The 21,145-nt window shown below is 61.7% G+C and carries 17 protein-coding genes; 9 read left to right on the top strand and 8 right to left on the bottom strand.

Features of this window, described 5'->3' with window-relative positions:
• The first annotated feature begins 86 nt into the window (after positions 1-86).
• The 4 genes from DF200_RS04575 to DF200_RS04590 all read left to right on the top strand — a co-directional run bounded on the left by DF200_RS04575 (position 87) and on the right by DF200_RS04590 (position 6,461).
• Positions 87-1,037 carry a TatD family hydrolase gene (locus tag DF200_RS04575; RefSeq protein ID WP_109137103.1) on the top strand — a complete coding sequence of 317 codons (951 nt, stop codon included), beginning with the start codon at positions 87-89 and terminating at the stop codon, positions 1,035-1,037.
• Positions 1,038-1,343: 306 nt separating this feature from the next.
• Positions 1,344-3,821 (top strand): KUP/HAK/KT family potassium transporter, encoded by a 2,478-nt coding sequence (locus DF200_RS04580; RefSeq protein WP_109137128.1) that lies wholly within the window; start codon positions 1,344-1,346, stop codon positions 3,819-3,821.
• An 80-nt stretch (positions 3,822-3,901) separates the two neighbouring features.
• Positions 3,902-4,756 (top strand): class II glutamine amidotransferase, encoded by an 855-nt coding sequence (locus tag DF200_RS04585; protein ID WP_109137104.1) that lies wholly within the window; start codon positions 3,902-3,904, stop codon positions 4,754-4,756.
• 442 nt (positions 4,757-5,198) lie between these two features.
• Positions 5,199-6,461: a glutamate-cysteine ligase family protein gene (locus DF200_RS04590; RefSeq protein ID WP_109137105.1), complete on the top strand. Its 1,263-nt coding sequence runs from the start codon at positions 5,199-5,201 to the stop codon at positions 6,459-6,461.
• 144 nt (positions 6,462-6,605) lie between these two features.
• Here DF200_RS04590 and DF200_RS04595 read toward each other — a convergent pair whose 3' ends face one another.
• Genes DF200_RS04595 through DF200_RS04605 form a run of 3 tightly spaced genes read right to left on the bottom strand, consistent with a single transcriptional unit; the run spans position 6,606 to position 10,045 of the window.
• Positions 6,606-7,544, bottom strand: coding sequence for a cation diffusion facilitator family transporter (locus tag DF200_RS04595; RefSeq protein ID WP_109137106.1), 939 nt, complete (start codon positions 7,542-7,544; stop codon positions 6,606-6,608).
• Between the two features lie 30 nt (positions 7,545-7,574).
• The gene (locus DF200_RS04600; protein ID WP_109137107.1) at positions 7,575-8,774 is read right to left on the bottom strand and encodes an ATP-binding cassette domain-containing protein; all 1,200 of its coding nucleotides are present in this window, start codon (positions 8,772-8,774) and stop codon (positions 7,575-7,577) included.
• Positions 8,771-10,045, bottom strand: coding sequence for an ABC transporter permease (locus DF200_RS04605; protein ID WP_109137108.1), 1,275 nt, complete (start codon positions 10,043-10,045; stop codon positions 8,771-8,773). The genes DF200_RS04600 and DF200_RS04605 overlap by 4 nt, the downstream gene beginning before the upstream one ends.
• A 248-nt stretch (positions 10,046-10,293) precedes the next feature.
• Between DF200_RS04605 and DF200_RS04610 the strand changes: the two genes are divergently transcribed.
• From DF200_RS04610 to DF200_RS04620, 3 genes are all read left to right on the top strand, one after another.
• Positions 10,294-10,983 (top strand): HD domain-containing protein, encoded by a 690-nt coding sequence (locus DF200_RS04610; RefSeq protein ID WP_109137109.1) that lies wholly within the window; start codon positions 10,294-10,296, stop codon positions 10,981-10,983.
• A gap of 284 nt (positions 10,984-11,267) precedes the next feature.
• Complete coding sequence (locus DF200_RS04615; RefSeq protein ID WP_109137110.1) at positions 11,268-13,421, top strand: DUF4012 domain-containing protein; 2,154 nt, start codon at positions 11,268-11,270, stop codon at positions 13,419-13,421.
• A gap of 64 nt (positions 13,422-13,485) precedes the next feature.
• On the top strand, positions 13,486-14,037 hold the full coding sequence (locus DF200_RS04620) for a DJ-1/PfpI/YhbO family deglycase/protease (protein ID WP_109137111.1): 552 nt from the start codon (positions 13,486-13,488) through the stop codon (positions 14,035-14,037).
• 32 nt (positions 14,038-14,069) lie between these two features.
• Here the strand turns inward: DF200_RS04620 and DF200_RS04625 are convergent, their stop codons facing one another.
• Positions 14,070-15,173 carry a hypothetical protein gene (locus DF200_RS04625; RefSeq protein ID WP_146192016.1) on the bottom strand — a complete coding sequence of 368 codons (1,104 nt, stop codon included), beginning with the start codon at positions 15,171-15,173 and terminating at the stop codon, positions 14,070-14,072.
• Positions 15,174-15,971: 798 nt separating this feature from the next.
• Positions 15,972-16,424, bottom strand: a complete 453-nt coding sequence (locus DF200_RS04630; RefSeq protein WP_109137113.1) for an RrF2 family transcriptional regulator — start codon at positions 16,422-16,424, stop codon at positions 15,972-15,974.
• Between the two features lie 166 nt (positions 16,425-16,590).
• Between DF200_RS04630 and DF200_RS04635 the strand changes: the two genes are divergently transcribed.
• Together DF200_RS04635 and DF200_RS04640 are read left to right on the top strand one after the other, a co-directional pair.
• Complete coding sequence (locus DF200_RS04635) at positions 16,591-17,613, top strand: NADP-dependent oxidoreductase (RefSeq protein ID WP_109137114.1); 1,023 nt, start codon at positions 16,591-16,593, stop codon at positions 17,611-17,613.
• Between the two features lie 45 nt (positions 17,614-17,658).
• Positions 17,659-18,438, top strand: coding sequence for an SDR family NAD(P)-dependent oxidoreductase (locus DF200_RS04640; RefSeq protein ID WP_158275772.1), 780 nt, complete (start codon positions 17,659-17,661; stop codon positions 18,436-18,438).
• A 90-nt stretch (positions 18,439-18,528) separates the two neighbouring features.
• On the opposite strand, the gene DF200_RS04645 is transcribed toward DF200_RS04640, so the two are convergent.
• The 3 genes from DF200_RS04645 to DF200_RS04655 are packed head-to-tail and all read right to left on the bottom strand — an operon-like array spanning position 18,529 to position 21,093.
• On the bottom strand, positions 18,529-19,209 hold the full coding sequence (locus DF200_RS04645; RefSeq protein ID WP_109137116.1) for a DUF3800 domain-containing protein: 681 nt from the start codon (positions 19,207-19,209) through the stop codon (positions 18,529-18,531).
• Positions 19,210-19,223: 14 nt separating this feature from the next.
• Positions 19,224-20,525 (bottom strand): IS607 family element RNA-guided endonuclease TnpB, encoded by a 1,302-nt coding sequence (tnpB, locus tag DF200_RS04650; RefSeq protein ID WP_109137117.1) that lies wholly within the window; start codon positions 20,523-20,525, stop codon positions 19,224-19,226.
• Complete coding sequence (locus DF200_RS04655) at positions 20,518-21,093, bottom strand: IS607 family transposase (protein WP_109137118.1); 576 nt, start codon at positions 21,091-21,093, stop codon at positions 20,518-20,520. The genes tnpB and DF200_RS04655 overlap by 8 nt, the downstream gene beginning before the upstream one ends.
• Positions 21,094-21,145 lie beyond the last annotated feature (52 nt).

Consider the following 21,145-nt stretch of genomic DNA (forward strand, 5'->3'; position numbering starts at 1 on the left):
ACACCCGGCCTCACGTGGCGCGCAACCCGTCCCATAGGACACGCAACCCAACCCGCGCGACGCCGCACATGCGCCATACTGGAGTCATGTCAAAACACCATCGCAACCGCAGCTGGGCGCCCGCCCCGGAACCACTCTCCGAATGGACCATCGACAACCATACGCACGTCAAATCCGTCGTCCCGTTCTCCAGGGCGATGAGCCACGAGGCCGCGGCGAAGGGCCAGCCGCCCGTGCCCGTCTACACCGAGGCCGAACTGCTCGACATGGCCGCCTCCGTGGGCGTCACCCAGATCATCGACGTCGGCTGCGAATACCCGCATCTCCAGGACGCCATCGACCTCGCCCGGCAATTCCCCGGCCGCGTCCACGCCGCCATAGCCATCCACCCCAACGAATCCGTGCTCCACGGCCACCGCGGCGCCAAGGGGCCCGACGGCCTCGAACTCAAATACCAGCCCTGGCACGACATCGGCTTCGACGACGCGCTCGCCGAAGTCCGCCGCCTCGCCGTGGCGCATCCGGACATCGTTGTCGGCATCGGCGAGACGGGCCTCGACTTCTTCCGCACCGGCGACGCCGCCCGCGATTTCCAGCGCGAGGCGTTCCGCGCCCACATCGCGCTCGCCAAGGAACTGAACCTGCCCATGCAGATCCACGACCGCGACGCCCACGCCGACTGCATCGACATCCTCCTCAGGGACGGCGCGCCCGACCGCACCGTGTTCCATTCGTTCTCCGGCGACGCCGCGATGGGCGAAATCGCCCGCGAGCAGGGCTGGTATCTCAGCTTCTCCGGCACCGTGAGCTATAAGGGCAACGACGGCATCCGCGCCGCGCTCGCGCTGACCCCTCGCGACCACATCCTCGTGGAGACCGACGCGCCGTATCTCACCGCCATGCCGTATCGCGGACGCACGAACGCGCCGTACATGATTCCCTACACGCTCGTCGCCATGGCCGACGTGCTCGACATCCCCGTCGACGAGATGGCCGCCGTCGTTCGCGAGAACGCCCGTCGCGTGTATGGCATCTAGCGTGTGTACGGCCGCTAAGGCGTTAGGAAAACGTTAGGAAAAAACGGACGATTCCCAATGTTTGCAACGATTTAGGATGATTGTCACTTTTTGTTGCCGTCTGGATTTACTAATTCCTTACGGCGGTGGTAGCGTGAATTGGCGTTGAGAAAACGTAAGGATGATGTGAATTCCTGATACTGAAAGTGTTGGAGGTTCCAAGTGACGGAGGAAGCCAAATCCTCCCCGGCCAAGACCGCCACGCCCAAGACCAAAAAAACCGGTACGGCGAAGGCGGGCAGGACGAAGGCGCGAAGTAAGGCGTCGATGACGGCCGAGGACACCGGGTCGCTGCTCCCCAAGGGGATTGTCAAACCGCCGAAGATATCACGGCACATCGTGACTCCCGAGGAGAGGGAGGAGGCCGAGCGGGCCAGACGCGAGGCGAGCAAGGCCGAGAAGAAGGCCGCGAAGGTCCCGAAGACCCCGCTTGGGCGTTGGTGGCGCGGCGTGCAGAGCGGGCCGAACCGCATCCAGCTGGGCATGTGCATCGTCGCGTTGGGTGTCGTATACGGCGACATCGGCACATCGCCGCTGTACATGGCGCAGTCGTTCCTCGCCGGGCAGGGCGGCATCCAGTACGCCGACCGGCAGTCCGTGCTCGGCATGCTGTCGCTGCTGTTCTGGTCGATCACGCTGATCACCACCGTCAAATACGTGTTCATCGCCATGCGCATCGACAACAAGGGCGAGGGTGGCATCTTCGCCCTGTTCTCCATGGTGCGCCGCTTCGGCAAGTGGCTGGCCATTCCAGCCATGATCGGTGGCGCGGCGTTCCTCGCCGATTCGGTCCTTACGCCTGCCGTGTCCATATCGTCCGCCGTCGAGGGTCTGAAGACCATCCCGCAGATCGCCCCCGTGTTCGACGGCAACGAGAACCTCACCCTGATGATCACCGTGGTCATCATCGTCGTGCTGTTCTGCATCCAGTCGCGCGGCACCGAGCGCATCGGCAAGGTGTTCGGCATCGTCGTCATGATCTGGTTCTCGTTCCTCGCCGTCGTCGGCATCGTCAACATCGGCGCGGACTGGAGCATCTTCGAGGCGCTCAACCCGTGGTACGGCATCGAGTTCCTGCTGTTCGACCCGGCCAACAAGGCCGGTCTCGCCATCATGGGCACCGTGTTCCTCGCCACCACCGGCGCCGAGGCCCTGTATTCCGACATGGGCCACGTCGGCCGCGGCAACATCTACGCCACGTGGCCGTTCATCAAGGTCGCCCTCGTGTTCAACTACTTCGGGCAGGGCGCGTGGATGCTGCGCAACCAGTCGAACACGGAACTCTACGACGTAAAAAGCCTCAACCCGTTCTTCCAGATGATGACCCCGAGCCTGCGATCCGTGGCGGTCGTGCTGTCGGTGGCGGCCGGCGTCATCGCCTCGCAGGCGCTCATCACCGGCGCGTTCACCATGATCTCCGAAGCCACCAGCCTCAACTGGATGCCGCATCTTCAGGTGCGCTATCCGGCCCGCACCCGCGGCCAGCTGTACATCCCCACGGTGAATCTGGTGCTGTGCGTGGCCACGCTTTCGGTGCTCGCCATCTTCCGTGATTCGGAACGTATCACCGCCGCATACGGTCTCGCGCTCACCATCACGATGATCACCACCACGATCCTGCTGGCCGCCTACATCTGGTGCGCGTGGAAGCGCCGCGTGTTCGCCATCGTGTTCGCCATCGTGTTCCTCGCCATCCAGATCCTGTTCTTCCTGGCGTCTATGTCGAAGTTCCTGCACGGCGGCTGGTTCACCATGCTGCTCACCCTGCTCATCCTCGGCGTCATGTATACGTGGGACCAGGGCACGAAGGTCGAACGGTCGCAGCGCCGCCACATGTGGCCGAAGGAGTTCCTGCCCGCGCTTGACGCGCTGCACCGCGACTTCAAGATCCCCTATTACGCCGACAACCTCGTCTATCTGACGTCCGACAACGAACTGCGTCGCCTCGACACGGACATCTTCTACTCCATCTTCGCCAACCATCCGAAACGCGCCCGCGCATGGTGGGCGGTGTCGGTGCAGGTGACCGACGACCCGTTCACGCGCGAGTACTCCGTGGAGAACTTCGGCACCAGCTTCCTGTTCCGCGTGCGCATACGCCTCGGCTTCAAGGTCTCGCAGAACGTGGCCACGTATCTGCACCAGATCATGCACGACCTCATCAAGGACGGCACGCTGCCGCGCCAGCGGTCGATGTACCCGAAGGTCGACGCCGACCCCGAGATCGGCACGATCCAGTACGTGCTCGTGCATAAGGCGCTGATGCCGGAATCGAAGATCACGTCGCGCGGCGCCACGTCGCTGCGGGTGAAGTACGCGATCCGCCATGTGGCCGGCAACCCGGTCAAGTGGTTCGGACTCACGGCGTATAATCCCGTCGTCGAGATCCAGCCCCTGTTCGTCTCCACGCACAAGGTGCCGGGACTCAAGCGTGTGGCGCTGCGTAAGCCGAAGCGGCCCGTCACCTTGCAGCAGATCCGCGCCGAGCAGCGAGAGGAGATGGAAAACGCCCGCGCCGCCGAGATCTCCGCAAGGGAAAGCGATGAATACCGCGGGAAATCCGTCGATTCCGAGATCTCCGACGACGCCGAGCCCACGACCGCGGCCCCGAAGGTCAAGTCCCGGTCATCCAAGGACGACGGATCCGCCGCGGCAGCAACGACCGGGGAAAAACCCAGGTCGGCGACGTCGGCCAAACCCAAGGTCGCGCGTCGGGCTCCGGCCTCCATCGATGCCATCGAATGATGGGTATAGACATCGGGTATAGACAACGGCTATAACGGGCGTTGGCGATTTGCGGCGTTCAGCCTGTATCGTAGATGATTATGTGCAGACTGTTGGGATATGCGACCTCGGGTGACAATCAGAGCCTCGACGACGTCTTGACGTCCTCGCAGCTCGAAACGTTCCAACAGATGGCGATAATCCACAACGACGGGTGGGGCGCCGCCCTCGTCACCGACCCGCCCGAGCCGGCCGGCATCTACGACGGGGGAGCGCCCACGCCGTCCGCCAACGTGAGCATCTACAAATCCACGTCGTCGGCCTACGCCGACCCGGTGTTCCGTTCCATCGAATGCCAGGGCGCCCGCGGCGGCCTGTATCATCTTCGTCTGGCGTCGTCGAACCTGCCGCTCATCATGGAGAACCAGCAGCCGTTCTTCGCCGACGGCGTCTCATTCATCCACAACGGCGACATCAGCGACCTCAATCAGCGCAACATCGTCCGGGCGCCAAGCAAGCCGGTCTCCGAACTCGACATGCTGCGCACGGGCGGCAAAAGCGATTCCGCCGTGTATTTCGCGTTGGTGCTGTCGTATTATCACAAGGGTCTTGAACTCCATGACGCCGTGCGCGAGGCCATCGCCGACCTGCGGGGACTGTGCCCGCGCTCGTCGTACAACTGCATGATCCAGACGGGCGACACGTACATCTGCGTGCACGCGGTCGGCAGTCTCAAACCCGAGAAGGAGATCGAGGAGCTGTACGCCCGCTATGGGCAGGCCGAGCACGCCGCCGACTACCGCCGCATCCGTTATCGTGATCTTGCCGGCGGGGGAGTGGTGGCGGCCAGTTCCGGCTTCGAGCAGCGCGAACGCGACGGCTGGAGGACACTGCCGAACAACCACATGATCATCGCGTCCAATCGGACCGGGGAATACCGGGTCGAGACGCTGTAGGGCGCATGTCCCGCGGCTCGTCGGCCCGTCAGAGGCCGTGACGGCTTCCTCCTTCCCCATCGTGGTCCTGTGCTGGTAGCTGGTTATAACGCATGCATATGCAAAACCCATCGCACCCTTCGCAGAGGCGGCCCTCGCGCTGGTTATAACGCACGCGTACGGAAAAGCCGACGTGTGAGGCGGCCTAACGCTGGTTATAACTCGTGGATGCGAGAAAACCATCACGGAAGCGTCCCCAGCATCGGTTATAACGCATGCGTATGCAAAACCCATCGCAAAGGCGGCCCTCGCGCTGGTTATAACGCACGCGTACGAGAAAACCGTCGCACATCGCATCTCCGCGCCGATTCCCAGCACGCCCGGTTCTCGGATGAGCCTCCTATCGATTATTCGTATAGGCGTATTCACACGTCGGCGAATGATTTGCAGTACGCTCTACACCATGACGATACGAGCCTTTGATTTCGCCCATCAGAGCACCACGGCCAATCCCAAGCATGTGGCAAGCCTGGTCAAATTCTTCGAATCCGGCGTCAAGCAGCCGGATCATTATGGTTTCGGCGTGGAGATCGAGCACCTGCCGATCCGCAAGGACACCGGCAAAGCGGTCACTTACGCCGAACCGCGCGGCATCCGCAACGTCCTGCAGGCGCTGACGCAATACTATGACCCCGCCCGCGAGTATTACGAGGATGGCCATCTGCTTGGTCTCGGCAAGCCCGGCATCGCCGTCTCGCTCGAACCCGGCGGACAGATCGAATGCTCGCTCGGCGTTCTGAAGCACGCCGACGACCTCGACACCCTGTATGCCGAATTCCGTCACGACCTCGATCCGATTCTCGACAAGTTCGGCATCCGTCTTGTGAACTTCGGATATCAGCCGGACACGTCGTACAAGGAGATCGAGATCATCCCGAAGCATCGCTACTATGCGATGCAGAAATATTTCGGCCGCATCGCGCGATTCGGATTCTGCATGATGCGTGCCTCCGCATCCACACAGGTGAGCATCGACTACTTCAGCGAGCACGACGCCATCGACAAGCTGCGCATCGGCACCGCCATCGGTCCGATTCTGGCATGGTTCTTCCGTAACACGCCGAATTTCGAGAAGGAGACCAATCCGTATCCGCTGCTGCGCCAGGAGATGTGGGATTGGATCGACCCGCAGCGCACCGGCCAGCTTTGGGGTCTGTACGACGACAACTACGATTGGGAGCATTACGCGGTCGATGTGCTGACGACGCCGGTGTTCATCGCCGATCTTTCGCATACGCCGGAATACACGGGCGACAGGCCGGTGTTCTCCGCCCCGTATGACGACGCCGCGACGATCTACCCCGACCGCGAGCTTAACCAGGCGGAGATCAACCACATCATCTCCACGCATTTCAACGACGTGCGGCTTAAGAACTTCGTCGAGCTTCGGTCGTGGGATTCGCTGCCGATCGCCCGTGCGCAGCGGCTTACCGAGATCGTGTCGAACCTGTTCTATACAAGGAGCGAGTTCGAGGGGCTGCTGTCGTATTTCGACGGCCTGACGAACCTTGACGTACGTGAGGCGAAGGCCGCTCTGCAGGCGCATGGCGCCGACTCGCGCCCGTACGGTCAGAGCCTCGACTTCTGGCGTGAGTTCCTCCACGCCGAAGGCACGCTCGACACCGAGCCCGGAGACCCCCTGCGCCCCGACTTCTTCCAGGCGTAGCTTTCGGGCGGAGCGGTTCCGAAAAGGTGCGACGCCTATGACTCCCCTCATGGAGAGGAGCCGTCGGCGGAGCCGACTGAGGGGTGGAGTCTGCTATGACGGCGGATTCCACCCCTCTTGGGGTCGGAGAGATGCCGGATGCCCTTATTTGTGGAACACGCCGTCGCGGATGTTCGTGTAGCCCTCCGGCTCGATCTGGAACGTGGAATGCTCCACCGAGACGGGAAAATGGTCGCGCACGCAGGTCTGCAATGCGGTGAGGATGCCTTCGTAGTCGTGCACGGTATCGGCGTCCACGACCACGTGGGCACTGAGCGTGGGCAGGCCCGTGGCCACCATGTTGGCGTGCAGGTCGTGCACGCTGATCACATGCGTCACGTTCTCCAGATGCTCGCGCACCTCGGTGAGGTCCAGCCCCTCCGGCGTCTCCTCAAGCAGCACGCGCATGCTTGAATGCAGGAGCTTGCCGGCGCGGGGAATCATCAGCACGGCGATGATGAGACCGGCCACGGAGTCGAAGTTCGTCCATCCGGTGGTCATCACCAATACGGCGGAGACCACCACGGCGACGGAGCCGAGCGCATCGTTGGCCACTTCGAGGAACGCCGCCCGCATGTTCATATTCGCCGAACGGTCGGCCATGAGGATGACGAGCGATCCGAGATTCGCCGCCAGACCGAGTATGCCGAAGAACAGCAGCAGCTTCGGCTCCTGCATGGCCTCGCCGCCGGTGAACAGGCGCTTGCACGCCTCGAACAGGGCATAGAGACCCACAAGCATCAGCGCGATGGCGCCTCCGGCCGCCGTGATGATCTCCAGTCTCGCCCAGCCCCATGTGCGTTCGGCGTTCGGCCGGCGACGGATCAGAACCGCGGTCACGGCCGACGCCGTCAGCACCGAGATGTCGGTGAGCATATGGCCGGCGTCCACCAGCAGCGCCAGGCTTCCGGTCAGTAATGCGCCGACGACCTCGGCCACGAACACCGTGCCCGTCAGCCCCAACGTGGTGAACAGGCGGCGCGAATGCCGAGGATCGTTCATATCGGACGGCGCATGGTCATGACTATGTGGTGCGTTGCTCATGCCACCGACGTTATACCCGACGGCATACCGTCATATCCGATACATGATGTCGGCGGACTCGGCGGTGGCCTTGTCCTCGGTCACGAGGATCACGCAATGGTCGTCGCGGCGGGTGAGATTCCGCAGCAGCGTCATGATCTCCCGGCTCGCATCCTCGCCCAAGCGCCCGGTGGGGTCGTCGGCGATGATCACGCCGGCCTCGCACACCAGCGCCCGGGCGATCGCCGCCTTGCGACGCTCCACCTCAAGCAGGTCGCGCACCGGCCTATCGTTCTTCTCATCGGGGAATCCGACGGCCTCCAGCTGTTCGGCGGCCAGGATCGGCTTGGCCTTGAGGAAGTTCCTTCCCGAGGCGTCCATCGTCATCACCAGGTTCTGCACGGCGCTCAGATCCTCGCGAAGCGCGTACCGCTGCGGAATCAGGCCCATGAAATGGCCGCGGTATTCCAGCGGTGTCAGTTCGCGCAGCTCCTGGCTCTTGAACATCACCTTTCCGGCGGTCGGCGCCATCAGACCGGACAACAGTCCGACGACCGCCACGCGTTCGGCCTCCGACTGCGCCCACACCGAATAGAACCGCCGCGCGTGGAACTCCATATCGACGTCGTGCAGTACGTCGCCGCCTTTGCCGTCCGGCGCATATGAGGCGTGTTTCAGCGCCAGCGTCGGATAGCTGCGGAACTTGAACGCATCATCCGTGTCGATTTCACGGTCGATGTGTGCGGCGGCATGTTCCGCCTCCACGGGTTTCACATCCGCATCCTCGGAAACGTTGACGTTGGCGTTGCCGTCGTCGTTGGTCCCGTTTTCGGCCTTGTCCTCGGCATCCGTATGGCTGTCGGCGTCCGTATGGCCATCGGCGGAGGTCTTGACGCCGTCGGAGGGGTGGCCATCGTCGTCGGCCTGCTTGCCGTCATCGTCGCCGTCGTCGGTCTGGACGCCGTCGTCGCCGGAGTCAGCGTCGTCATTATCCGCCCCATCGTCGGGTCGGTCGACGACGTCCCCGCCGATCGTCACGGTCTCGATCGCGTCATCGAAGACGATGTCGAACTTCGGGAAGGCCTTCTCGGCGTCGTTTTTGTTGTCGTTGTCGGCCTCGCCGCCGTTATCATCGACGGCAGTCATGTTCTTGTCGGCCATGTTCTTGTCGGCCATGTTTGCGCCGTTGTCCGTGGTCTTGCCGTTGTCCATGTTCTTGTCGGCCATGTTCTCGTCGTTCCTGTCGTTCATCGCGCCTCCTGAATTCGGGATGCCAGAATGTCCTGCGGCTTGGCGATCGCCGCGCGTATCTCGCAGACGATGATCGTGGCCAACAGCACGGCCAGGCCGGACCAGACCATCGTCCAGATCGTCGCACCGGTGGTCGCGGCATTCGCGTTCGCGGCCAGCGCATTGGAGACCGGCGTGCTGGAGAACGCCCCTGCGACCGTGCCGACCACCCATCCGAGCAGCATCGGCGTCATCGTCTCCAATGCGAACTGCCATCCGATGCGTCCGCGGGTCACGCCGATCGTCGTGAGGAACCCGATGTCCTCCATTCGCCGGCGGATGACCGCGGTCACCAGCAGCAGCGCCACGATTCCGCCCGCCACGGCGAACACTGCAATCGCCACGCGCGTCTTGCCTGCCAGCTGCTTCAACGGCTCGATTTTCGCATTGTATTCGTCGATCGTCGACGACGTGATCGTGAAGTCCTTGCTCAGTCCGGCCTTGCGCACGCCCTTCTGGAACTCGTCGTAATCGCCGGCGCTATTCAGCACCATCGTCACGTCGAGATCGTTCTCCGTGCTGCTGTCGCCCGTGGTGACGAGGCCCAGCGTGCTCGACGTGTACGCGCTCGTATAGATCGTATTGTCCGGGTCGATGCCGGTCGCATCGGCGTCGACCTTGTTCTTGTTCTCGTAGATGCCGGCGATGGTCATCGACAACGTCTGCTTGGCGTCCTTCGGATTCGTCAGCTTGATGGTGCCGCCCACCTTGAGGTTGTTCTTCTCGGCGAGCGCCTTGGGCACGAGCAGCTTGCCCACGCCGTTCTCGTCATAGGCGATGTCCTTGCCGTCCACGATGGTGAACGCGCCGTTGACCGGGTTCTTGGCTGCGGTGGCGTCGGAGAATCCTGTCAGCGCTATGGTCGCGCCGTCCTTCGTGGGTTTGACGCCTTCGGCCTTGACCTTCGCGGTTTCGGCGGAATACGCCGTCGCGATGCCGACGCCCGACTTCTGCACGTAATCGGAGTATTGCGTCCAGGAAATATGGTATTTCGTCCAATCCACCTTGCTGGCGTCCCCGCCGTATTTCGTGATGATAGCGGCGCGGTTGGCCCGGAAGTTCACCGCCGGTTCGAGCTTGTCGTATGCGGTGGTGGTGGCGGTAGTGGCGGCTGTCGTGATCGACAGTCCGACGACCAGTCCGAATGACACGACCGCCGAGGTGATGACCAGCAGCGTGGTGCACGCCTTGTGGCGCGTCACCCCGTTCCAGGCGTTCTTCAGAACGAACATGCGTACTTCTCCAGTTCCATGACAGTGGACGGGCCGCCCGGCGCCGCCGCGACCATTCCCGTGCGGCCGGCGTCGGACCCCGTGATTTCACTATGGGCACAGTATGTGTGTGTTTTCTGTCCGATTTCTAGGCTACTCCTGTGAGAAAACTGGGAAAACGCATGAGCGGCGTGGAGCATTCGCGAGTTGTGAGGCTTTTCTGGTTTCGGGGGCCGGATAACGGTACGTTTTCGCCGTAATATGGCAATATGATTCCAAATTTCGATGAGATCGATGAGCTTCACCGCAAATATGCGCCGTCCCAGGAGGCGTATGAGCTGGTCTACCGCCACTGCATGATCGTGGCGGACATGGTGCGTGAGATCTGCCGCTTCCGGAACCGTCTGTATGTGCAGGCCGACGTGCTGGGCAAGGACATGATCCTGCAATATACGACCAAGGTGCCGGACCGTCTGCTTGATACCGACAAGGCCGTGGTCGGTGCGCTGCTGCACGATATCGGTACGTATTCGGTGATCGATGACGACGGGTCCGACGGGAAGCCCGTGTCGTTCAACCGTGAACGCTACATCCTGCATGGTCTGGCGGGCTATGATCTGCTCAAGGCCGAGGGTGTGGACGAGGAGATCGCCCAGTTCTGCCGCAACCACACCGGTGTGGGCATCACCAAGGAGATGGTGGAGCGTCAGCATCTGCCGTTGCCGGTCGCGGACTACGTGCCGAGGACCACCGAGCAGGAGATCGTGATGTATGCCGACAACTTCAATAGCAAGTCCGAGCCGCCACGGTTCGTGACTGCCGCGAAGGCGCTCAAGCGTTGCGCCAAGTTCGGCAAGGACAACGAGCAGAGGATGCGCGACCTCATCGGCGTCTATGGCGAGCCGAAGGGACTCAGAGAGATGGCCGAGCATTATCATATGGTGCTCGTCGACGCCTAAGGGCGTCGCAGTGTAATAAAAACGACGCCTGAGGGCGTCGCACTGTAACAAAAACGTCGCCTGAGGGCGTCGCTGTGTAGGAAAATCGTCGCCTGAGGGCTTCCTCCCACCGTCGCCGGCACATCCGTCCCTCGCGCGAAATCCACGGTTCCCCCGACCGTGGATTTCGTGAAAATGCCTTCCCACGACGATGCATTAGCGGCAAATAAGGGTAACAAGGTATTATCAACGGTTGTAGTCGGCATCCATAGATGGTGTTCATGGTTTCACTGCGAGGTTAGTTTATGCGTCACACCCCACGTCACGTCAGCAGAAAAGGGCATTCCACGCTGACCAAGGTGATTCGTCCCAAGCGCATCGTCATGGGCGTCGCCTTCGTGCTGTTGGGTTTGGTGGTGGCGCTCACCGCCATCTTCGGGGTGTCCGCCATCCGCATGTATTGGGAGGCCAACCGCTTTATTTCTGCCGGTGAGAATCTGGCCAACGCGGCGCTTGGATGCGGCAGCAAGACCAGCATCAGCAAATCGGCAGATGAGCTGGTGGATTCCTCCCGCAAGCTCAACAACGAGCTCAACAAGCCGCAGTGGACGTGGGTGCGCGACCATACCGCCTACGGCAACGACATCACCGCCGCACGCACGATGCTGCAGTCGGTGAACAATCTGGTCGAGGGGCCGTTCACCGATATGGTGAACCTGTCGAAGGACCTTTCCGGATTCTCCATGAAGGACAAGACCGTCGACCTCAGTTCGTTGTCGAATATGCCGAAGATCGTGCATCAGGCGCGGACCGACATCCAGCGTGAGACCGCGACGCTCAGGTCGTTGAAGCAGCCGAAGATCCATCAGGTCGCTTCGGCCGTCAGTGCCGGGGCCGACGGGCTTGAGGCCGTCGACCATATGCTCGACAGCTATGACGAACTGGTCAACCTCTTCCCCGAGCTTCTCGGTGAAAACGGGGAGCGCACGTATCTGCTGACCGTGCAGAACCCCGCCGAATTGCGTTCGGCAGGCGGCATGGTCGGCAACTACGCGGTCGTCACGGCGAACAAGGGCGTCGTCGACATCGGTGATTTCAAGACCACACTCGGCTTCAAGAACCCAACCAGGGCATTCGATTCCGCGGGCGAGGAGGAGGCCCGGCTCTACGGCGTCCAGGTCTGGAACTGGCCGCAGACCACTACGGTGAACCCCGACTACCAGCGTGCCGCGGTGACGTTCAAGAACCTGTGGCAGTATCAGGATGCCAAGAACAAAAAACGTGAGGTCGCAGGCGTGATCATGGTCGATCCCGTGTTCCTGCAGGCCATGGTCGGTGCCACCGGCAATGTCACGCTTGAGGACGGCACGGTGCTGAATGGCACGAATACGGTGAAGTTCTTCGAGCGCGACCTCTATGTCGATCATCCGAATTTCAACGAGCAGAACGCATACACCAGCAAGGCCGCGAAGCTGGTGATGAATCATATTCTCCAGAACGCCAAGCCTTCGAATCTTTCCGCGTTGTTGAAGGCGCTGAAGGAGACCACGTCGTCGTCGCACCTGAAGATCTGGATGCAGCAGCAAAGCGAGTTCGACGCTTTGGTCCAAACGGGGCTAATCAATGAGAATGCCGCCGGCGAATTGCCGGGAGATGAGACGACGCCGGTCAGCGGCGTCTATCTGAACGAGACCCAGGCGAGTAAGCTCGATTGGTATATGCAGAGCGAGGTCAAAGTCACGCGATCCTGCGGCGACACCGTCGCGGCGATGCAGGACCGCATCTCCGACAAAGTCAGTTTTGCCCCTCGATCCACCGTCACCGGCAATGTGGACGAAAGCCAATTGGGCGATGAATACACGGTCGAGTTCACCATGAAGAACACGCTCACCAAGAAGCAGGTGAGTCAGCTGCCGAAGTTCGTGACCGGATCGACCGACCCGGGAACGATGAGCTATCGCATGTTCTTCATGGCACCCACAAACGGTGAGATTACGTCCATCGCATATAATCAGGGTGATTTCATCGCCAATACGATATTGAACAAACGCCATTTCGTCGCGGTCAAGATTCCTGTCGAACCGGAAAGCTCGGTGACGGTGGCCTATACGGTGCGTGTGCCTAAGACCGCGAAATCCGCGTTGAACGTCGTCAATACCCCGTTACTGAATGAACAGGGCATCCAGACCGGTTCCAACGGCGCGGTCGTAGACAACTGCACGGCGTCGTCGAACGGCCAGCAGCAGGATTCGTCGCAGTCGGCTTCCGCTGCGCCGAGCGCCTCCTCGTCCTCGTCCGCCTCGTCTTCATCCACGTCGTCCGATTCCGCCTCGAAGTCGTCGGCATCCAAGTCCTCGCCGACCACTTCCAGTGGTGGTAGCGACGATCCGCTGTCCTCCATCAAGGATATGAAGAACAAACTCTCCTGCCCGGTCGACGTCAAGTCGATGATGGGATAATGGAGTCCAGATTTATTCATTGCAACGGGTTCATTCATGGTCAAATAGTCGAAAGGAGCCGACCATGCCGATTTCCACTGCGAACGTGCTGATCATCACCCAGAACTGGGGTATCGAGGAGACGGAGATGACCCGTCCGCTTCGTGAGCTTCGCGAGGCCGGTGCCGCGGTCACGCTCGCCGCGCTGACCGCGGACCCGGTCGAGACCGTGCAGCACGACCGTTTCGAAGGCGAAACCGTGACGCCGGATGCCACGTATGATGCGGTGTCGGCCGACGACTACGATCTGCTGGTCGTGCCCGGCGGCACCACGAACGTGGATCGTCTGCGCGTGAATCCGGCGGCGATCGCCCTTGCGCAGGCGTTCGCCAAGGCGGGCAAGCCGATCGCCGCGATCTGCCATGGTCCGTGGCTGCTGGTGAACGCCGGCCTGCTGCCCGGCAAGACGCTCACCAGCTGCCGTTACATCGCCGCCGACCTTGAGAACGCGGGTGGCAGCCACGTCGACGAGCAGGTGCATGTGGACGATGCCAATGGCTGGCGTCTCATCACCTCCCGCAAGCCCGACGACCTCGACGCCTTCATCGGCGCCATCAAGGAGACGTTGGGCGAGTAGAGGCGTCGGCAGTTTGTGACGGAACGGCCGTTCTACCGTTTCCAGCCGGGCCGTCCGTTGCGCACCGCCCGCGTGCAGATGGTCGAACCGCCGACCGCATGCAGACCGATGGCCATGATGTCCGCACCAGTGTTTTCGCCAGTGCGCGCACCCCTTCCAGTACCCGCACCCGCATCGGCGCCCAAACGGTTCGGCCATCCCTCGGTGCGCATCTCCAACCTCAGCGCCGCATCGGTCAGCCTGGTCAGATCCGAGCCGAGCCACCAGCTGATGAGGATGAGCACATGGCCGGCCATGCCGCGCGTGAATCCGGCATCGGCGAGCGCCGCATTCGGCAGACGGTTGATGATGCCGGTCAGCAGGCTCCGCATGGCGCGTACCCGTGTGAGGTCGGGTTTCGTGCGGGTGGAGGAGAGCAGTTCCACGGCGGTTTTGATCAGTTCGGCGAGTTGCCCGGCGTCGTTGATGCCGCTGTAGTCGAGGTCTTCCACAACGTACCGCAGTCGACGGTCCCGTTCGGTCTTGCCGGCGTCGGGCCTCGTCCGTTCCGCCTCGTCGATGATGAGCGCGGCGATGAGCGCCAAGCCGGCGGGTGAGGCGATGGCGTCCACGAGCAGTTGCAGATCGCGGCCGATTCTGCCGCCGAATACGGCATCGGTGTCGCCGTCGTCGATGATGTTCTGCATCAGACGGCGGTAGGCGCGCAATACGTCGTATCGCGCATCCGTGGAGGCGGCGAGCTGCGGCAGCCGCAGCGCGGTGTGCACCTGATGCGGTGCGAACCGGTTCGCCTGACGGTTGAGATGCAACCGCAGCCACATGGCCTGATGGGTGGCGTCGCCGGGCAATGCGAACGCCGGCAGTTCGACGCAGCGGTCCACGAACGTGGCCACGGTCGCGGTGTCGTGGTCGCTTAGTCCGCGGATGCGGCCGTTCCGGCCGGGTTCGGGATACTCCCAGCGGGAGCGGACGATGCCGCTCGGACCGACGTAGGTTTTCAGATATTCGGTGCGTTCGTCGGTGATGACGAGGCCCATGCCGGTATCGGTCACATTGGCGGTACGGGAGCTACCCCGCAGAAGTTCGGAAAGGGAGGAGAGATTGATATCGATTTGTCGGATATCATTCATCGGCATGAATGCGATACTCCATTCGTTCATTGTCGTTGTTGTTTCGTTCGGATTCCAAGGAAAATGTAAAAAGATACACTTCTCCTGCGGAATCGGATCAACATAATGAACGGATGTTCATGACGAAATTCATCGCACGAAACATAACGATAGCACGTCGATGTCGTCCGGCACGCCGTACGATGGGCGACTGTGTCGCAAACGAAGTCGGATCGCACGGCGCGGCGATTCCGACGGTCATGACATCGGGCGCACATGATGGTTCGGGGGGATGATGCCGCGTCTCCGTGCCGTCGCGTCCGCGTACCATCGATGATCCAGGCGGCGCGCAACGTGGATTCGGAGGAGCGTGAGGCCATGATCGCGGTGGTCGGTGGTCTGGTGGCGTCCGCGCTCAAACCGGGGGAGTAGCGGTGGGTCGCGATGCGATGGCGTTGGCGCCTGCCCGTCAGTGCATTGTGGGCGTCTGACCGTCAGTGCATTATTCGGATGTGACTCGGTTCCCAATGCGGGCGGCGGTTCCTCACCCAGACCTTCGCGGTAAGAGGCCGCAGCCACACATGTAATCGTGATGCTCCGCCGCGTTCGTCATGAAAAAGGGCTTCCGGATTTCTCCGAAAACCCTGTTGACGAAGGATACGAGATTCACAACTTCAAGCCGCAGAACTGGCGGTATTCCGGCGAAAATCGTCGTACCGCCCAACGTCCTTACCGCTCAAATTACCGCTCTTCTCGGCGTGTCGCGTGAGAATGGTCGGGATGAATTCGTTGGAGTCCACTTGTGGATGCCCTGTGCCCGCGGTGTCATTGGCGCTGCGTGGGTTTGTCGTTGAGTTGGACGTGGTAGTCGTCGATGATGTCCGCCAGCGTGATGGAGCGCATGGCCTCGGCTGTGGCGTGTTCGATCTTCTCGTAGGAGGGGGCGAGCGTGGCGTGGATATTCCGCGCCACGGGGCATGACTGTCCCTTGTATTGGTGGACGCCGATCATCGTGGCCAGTCCATCGGGTTCGACGGCGTTCTGGATGTCGAGCAACGTCACATCCTTGGGGTCTTGGATCAGGTGTGCACCGACGTTGCCTCGTTGGACATCGATGATGCCGGCCTTTTTGAGCGCGGTGAAGAGCGCTCGAATGCTTGCCGGGTTGCAGCCAGTGCTTTCGGCCAGCAGCGTGCTGGTGACGCGGTCGTTGCTGCCGGCCTCGTTCATGAAGATGAGGCAGTGCACCGCCACTGAGCATTTCATGCTGATATGCATGCGTCCTCCCGTCCTTCGTGCCGTCGTCCCATATGTTCACGCGCTGCGACGCTGCTGTGTTGACGATATCCCGGCGTCACGATATGGTTTAATGTAATTCTAAATATTACATTACTGGGTCGTCGGAAATCCAACACCTGCGGAATCGAAGAAAGGACGCGCCACCATGCGAGCAGCGCAGATCAACCGTTACGAGAAGGACGTCGCCAAGGCCATTGCGGGGGTTGAGGTCAACGAGATCCCCGAACCGTCCATCGGCGACCGCGACATACTGATCCGCGTCAAGGCGGCGGCCGTCAATCCGCTGGAATTGCTGGTCGTCACCGGCGGAGTCAAGCTAATCCAGGATTATCCGATGCCGGTCACGCTCGGCAACGAGGTCGCCGGCGTCGTGGAACGCGTGGGCGATGCGGTGCGCGGATTCCAGCCGGGTGATCGCGTGTATGCCCGCACGCCGATCGACCACCCTGGCGCGCTCGCTGAATTCGTCGCATTGCCCGCCGACGCTGTGGCACCGATGCCCGAGGGCTATGATTTCGACGAGGCCGCGACCATCCCGCTCACCGGCCTGACCGCGTGGCAGGCGTTCACGGAGGTCCTGGACGCCAAGCCGGGGCAGGGCGTCCTCATTCCCGGAGGCTCGGGCAGCTTCGGACGCATGGCGGTGCCGATCGCCAAATCGCTGGGGTTGGACGTCGTCGTCACCGGTAACGAGCGCTCGCGCGACGAGATTCTCGCCCTCGGCGCCGACAGGTATCTCGACTACCGTGCGGAGAATTACTGGCAGGCCGGCATCGGCGTCGACTACGTGATCGATACACTCGGACCGGCCGAGTTCGACCGTGAGCTGTCTGTGCTGAAACCCGGTGGTACGTTGCTCAGCTTGCGTGGCGTGCCCAACAAGGCGTTCGCCGAACGCATGCGGATGCCGTTCCTCAAGCGCACGCTGTTCTCTCTCGCCGGATCGAAGCTCGACAAGAAGGCGCAGGCGCAGGGCAAGCGGTACGAATTCATCTTCGTGCGGGCGGATGGCGAACAGCTGCGTCGTGTCACCGACATCGTGAAGGAGCGTGATGTGCGCCCCTCCATCGACCCGCACATGTTCCGTCTTGACGACATTCAAGCGGCGCTCAAGCTTGTCGCCGGCATGGGAGGGCGTGCGTCGGGCAAGGTCGTGGTTCGGTTCTGATCGTCGGGCAATTGACGAACGCGAATGAAAGGGAGGAGATCGGCAATGCCTATCGCCATTATCACCGGCGCAAGTTCCGGCCTTGGCCGGGCGTATATTGATGCGATCATCCGTGAGTGCCCGGAAATCCGGGAGATCTGGGTAATCGCTCGCAGCAAAGGCAAACTCGAACGAATCGCCTCTGAATATCAGAGCGTTCGCATCGTGCCGGTTCCGCTCGATCTGACCGATTTGCGCAGCTTTGACGAACTGCGTGATAGGCTTGACGCCACCAAGCCGTTTATCCGTATGCTTGTCAGCAACGCGGGCATCGGTGCGAGCCGGCCGTTCGCTGATGAGAATCCGCAGCGCCTACTGCAGTTGGTGCAGCTCAACGTCATGGCGGCCACGATGGTCACGCGCCTATGCCTGCCGTACATGCAACGCGGGTCCATGATCTTGGAGACCGGCTCCATTCTCGGCGTCTCACCGGTGGGCAATCTGGCGGCATACAGTGCCAGCAAGTCCTATGTGCGCACCTTGTCTGTCGTGCTGCGGCAGGAACTCGAGCCGCGCGGCATTCATGTCACTGTGGTACAGCCAGGACTGATGGATACGCCGATGCTGTCGCGTGGTTCGAAGTCGTCCGCCGGTGCGGTCTCGGACGCGGGGCCGGGGAAACGGACGCTGCTGCCGGTACTAGATCCGCGTGACGTGGCGGTCGGTTCAATCCGTGCAGTCAAGCGGAACAAGGCCATCTACCTGCCGCATCCGTTCAACAAGTTGCTCGCGTTTCTGGCCAAGATCCTGCCGATCACGTTTGGTGTATCGGTCGCGAACATGTGACCATACGCTGATTGCCGCGGTTCGACGGCGTCGGTGAAGATGCTCGATGCGGCGTGAATGCCGGTTTGGGTGAAATCTACTGAGTGAGCTCTACTGAAATGACAGCTGATGCTTTCGGACCTTCTTGAGGTAATTCTTTCTGAAATTTCCCAGTGGCCCGAAGAAGCGTTCACCGGTAGCGGTCTGTTCGTGGTTCTCGTACTTGAGCGCAGTCAGTTCGATAGTGCAGATGAAATCCGCCACTTGTGCGAGTCGGTAGTCGGTCGGTGAGCCTTTGCGGTAGACGATGGCCTGCTTCGAGAGTGCGTACTCCACCGCGCCGTGAATGGCCTGCGTGACGAGGCTCTGGCCGCCGTCGTAGTACACCTTGATGGCGTCGAAGCTCTGAAAGAGCGTCAGATGGTCGAACACGGTGTTGACGATATCGCGTTTGATGCGCGTTCCCAGCTGTTCCAAGGTTGCGTAATCCGCTTTCCGGTAGATCAATGTCACATACTGGGCAGGCAGCTTGCGCAGCGTGGACATGAAGTAGACGGGCAGTCGTTTGCGCTGGCTGATGCCGAGCCGCTGATAGTCGTCATGCCCGTTCAACAACGGGGAAGCATGCATGGGGATATCCGACAGGCCGGCATTGCGGAGCAGTTGCTCGTATGCGGCGAACACGGGGATGACGGGATCGGATTGATCGTGGAACACCAGCGTCAGCGCGTAGTACTTGGGCTGGAATCCCTGTTTGCCGCTCTCGTCGGCGAAGATCGAGACGTCCGCCATGATGCCGTTGCAAACTAGTTTGTTTTGGTTTGCAGGACGGTCTTGCGATCGTCCGCTCCAAGTCTCACGCCGCTTGCGTGGCTGCTTGGTTCGCACTTCACCGGGGTCTGCGTTGCACGACGTGATGCGTCGTTCCGTCTTCCGTCCCCTCCATGCGCGTTTAGGGTCTCCGGGGCACTCCCGGCGACTTGGATGTTGATGGCCGCGTTCAGGTCGCGGTCGATCACGAGACCGCAGGTCCCGCAATGGTAGGTGCGCTCGCCCAAGGAGAGTTTGGTTTTCACGCTCCCGCAGTTCGAGCACAGTTTCGAGCTTGGATGCCAACGGTCGATCACATGCAGACGCGCGCCGGTGCGCATGGTCTTGTATTCGAGCTGGCGGCGCAGTTCCGCGAACGACGCGTCCTCGATGGCTTTGGCGAGCCGATGGTTTCTGACCATGCCCGCCACGTTCAGATCCTCGATGCTGATGTTCGAGTACGTGTCGGCGAGCCATGTGGTCAGTTTGTTCAACGTGTCGCGGCGCTGATTGGCGACACGCGCGTGCAGTCGGACGACTCGTTCCCGCGCGCGGGCGCGCCGATGCGAGCCGGGTTGTCTGCGGCTCAGCGAGCGTTGCGCCCGCTTAAGACGGCGTTCATTGGCCTTGAGCGTGTGCGGGTTGGCGATCGTGGTGCCGTCCGAGAGCGTCGCCAAGGATTTCACGCCCAGATCGACGCCCACCGCGCCGCCTTTTGGCGGACGTGTCGGCGTCCTGTCTTCGCGTTCGACGGTCAACGCCGCGTACCAGCGTCCCGCACGGCGGCTCACGGTCATACGCAGCACCCTCGCACCGCCGACGCGTTCGGCGATGTTCTCCATGCAGTGCACGCGGCCGATGCGTGGCAGTCTCAACGCCTTCGAGTCACGGTCGATCAGCCCGAAACTCCCGGTCGTGTACGCGAATCTCGGCGTCGTCCTGTCCTTCGATTTGAACTTCGGGAAACCCATTCTGCGGCCCCTGCGTTGCCCCCCGCGGCTTTTCGACCAGTTCGACAATGCAGCCGCCAACGCCTCCAGCCCGCTGTTGTACGCCTCCTTGCTGTTCTCCCGCCACCACGGAGTCCCGTCCGAGTCCACGGCCAGCATGTCCTTGTTCACGTTCCACCAGCGGCGCAGCGCGTACAGCGACCACTCCGGCTTCTCCCTGGCCTCCAGCATTTCCTTGACGTGCGCCAATCCCGCGTTGTACGCGAAACGGGCCGCCCCCGCGTGCGACAACAGCAGACGTTCCTGCGCGGGCGTCGGGTCAAGCGCCACCTTGACCGCCTCAAGCATCCTGCGCCGCCTTCAACGCGGCCCGGGCCTTGTTCTTCGCAGCGCGCCGACCGTATAGGCGTGCGCAGAACGAGGTCAGCACCTCGGTCATGTCACGCACCAGATCATCATCCAGCCCCGAGTCGTCCACGACAACGAGCCGACGCCCCTGTGCCTTCAGCGCGGATTCAACGAGTCCCGCGTTCATGCGCGCCAACCGGTCCCGATGCTCCACGACGATCGTACCCACGGTCGGATCGGCGAGAATGCGGTTGAGTCTGCGCCGTTTGTCGTTCATGCCCGAACCGGTCTCCATGACCACCTGGATGTCGGTCGCGCCCATGCCGATCGCGAACGACTTCAACCGATCCGCCTGTCGTTGCAGATCGGCCTTCCGGTCGGACGATGACACCCGCGCATAGCAGACGACGCGAGAGCCAGCGGAGATGTCGGTCTTCTCGTATTTCGGGTCATGGATGAGCCACACGCTGCCCGAACGCTCGAACGGAACGGGCATGCGGTTCTCACGACACCACTTCCACATCGTCTGCTCGTTACCCTCACGGGCCTCCCACTCCTTCGCGCGCATGAACAAATCATGTCACGGTGAAACAGAGCAAAGCAAGTAAAAACCATAACAG

Source organism: Bifidobacterium catulorum (genome assembly GCF_003129925.1).
Lineage (GTDB): Bacteria > Actinomycetota > Actinomycetes > Actinomycetales > Bifidobacteriaceae > Galliscardovia > Galliscardovia catulorum.

Excerpts from the sequence above, each read along its gene's own strand:
- DF200_RS04575 (WP_109137103.1), top strand. The coding sequence starts at position 87 with ATGTCAAAACACCATCGCAACCGCAGCTGGGCGCCCGCCCCGGAACCA.
- DF200_RS04580 (WP_109137128.1), top strand. The coding sequence starts at position 1,344 with ATGACGGCCGAGGACACCGGGTCGCTGCTCCCCAAGGGGATTGTCAAA.
- DF200_RS04585 (WP_109137104.1), top strand. The coding sequence starts at position 3,902 with ATGTGCAGACTGTTGGGATATGCGACCTCGGGTGACAATCAGAGCCTC.
- DF200_RS04590 (WP_109137105.1), top strand. The coding sequence starts at position 5,199 with ATGACGATACGAGCCTTTGATTTCGCCCATCAGAGCACCACGGCCAAT.
- DF200_RS04595 (WP_109137106.1), bottom strand. The coding sequence starts at position 7,544 with ATGAGCAACGCACCACATAGTCATGACCATGCGCCGTCCGATATGAAC.
- DF200_RS04600 (WP_109137107.1), bottom strand. The coding sequence starts at position 8,774 with ATGAACGACAGGAACGACGAGAACATGGCCGACAAGAACATGGACAAC.
- DF200_RS04605 (WP_109137108.1), bottom strand. The coding sequence starts at position 10,045 with ATGTTCGTTCTGAAGAACGCCTGGAACGGGGTGACGCGCCACAAGGCG.
- DF200_RS04610 (WP_109137109.1), top strand. The coding sequence starts at position 10,294 with ATGATTCCAAATTTCGATGAGATCGATGAGCTTCACCGCAAATATGCG.
- DF200_RS04615 (WP_109137110.1), top strand. The coding sequence starts at position 11,268 with ATGCGTCACACCCCACGTCACGTCAGCAGAAAAGGGCATTCCACGCTG.
- DF200_RS04620 (WP_109137111.1), top strand. The coding sequence starts at position 13,486 with ATGCCGATTTCCACTGCGAACGTGCTGATCATCACCCAGAACTGGGGT.
- DF200_RS04625 (WP_146192016.1), bottom strand. The coding sequence starts at position 15,173 with ATGCCGATGAATGATATCCGACAAATCGATATCAATCTCTCCTCCCTT.
- DF200_RS04630 (WP_109137113.1), bottom strand. The coding sequence starts at position 16,424 with ATGCATATCAGCATGAAATGCTCAGTGGCGGTGCACTGCCTCATCTTC.
- DF200_RS04635 (WP_109137114.1), top strand. The coding sequence starts at position 16,591 with ATGCGAGCAGCGCAGATCAACCGTTACGAGAAGGACGTCGCCAAGGCC.
- DF200_RS04640 (WP_158275772.1), top strand. The coding sequence starts at position 17,659 with ATGCCTATCGCCATTATCACCGGCGCAAGTTCCGGCCTTGGCCGGGCG.
- DF200_RS04645 (WP_109137116.1), bottom strand. The coding sequence starts at position 19,209 with ATGGCGGACGTCTCGATCTTCGCCGACGAGAGCGGCAAACAGGGATTC.
- tnpB (WP_109137117.1), bottom strand. The coding sequence starts at position 20,525 with ATGCTTGAGGCGGTCAAGGTGGCGCTTGACCCGACGCCCGCGCAGGAA.
- DF200_RS04655 (WP_109137118.1), bottom strand. The coding sequence starts at position 21,093 with ATGCGCGCGAAGGAGTGGGAGGCCCGTGAGGGTAACGAGCAGACGATG.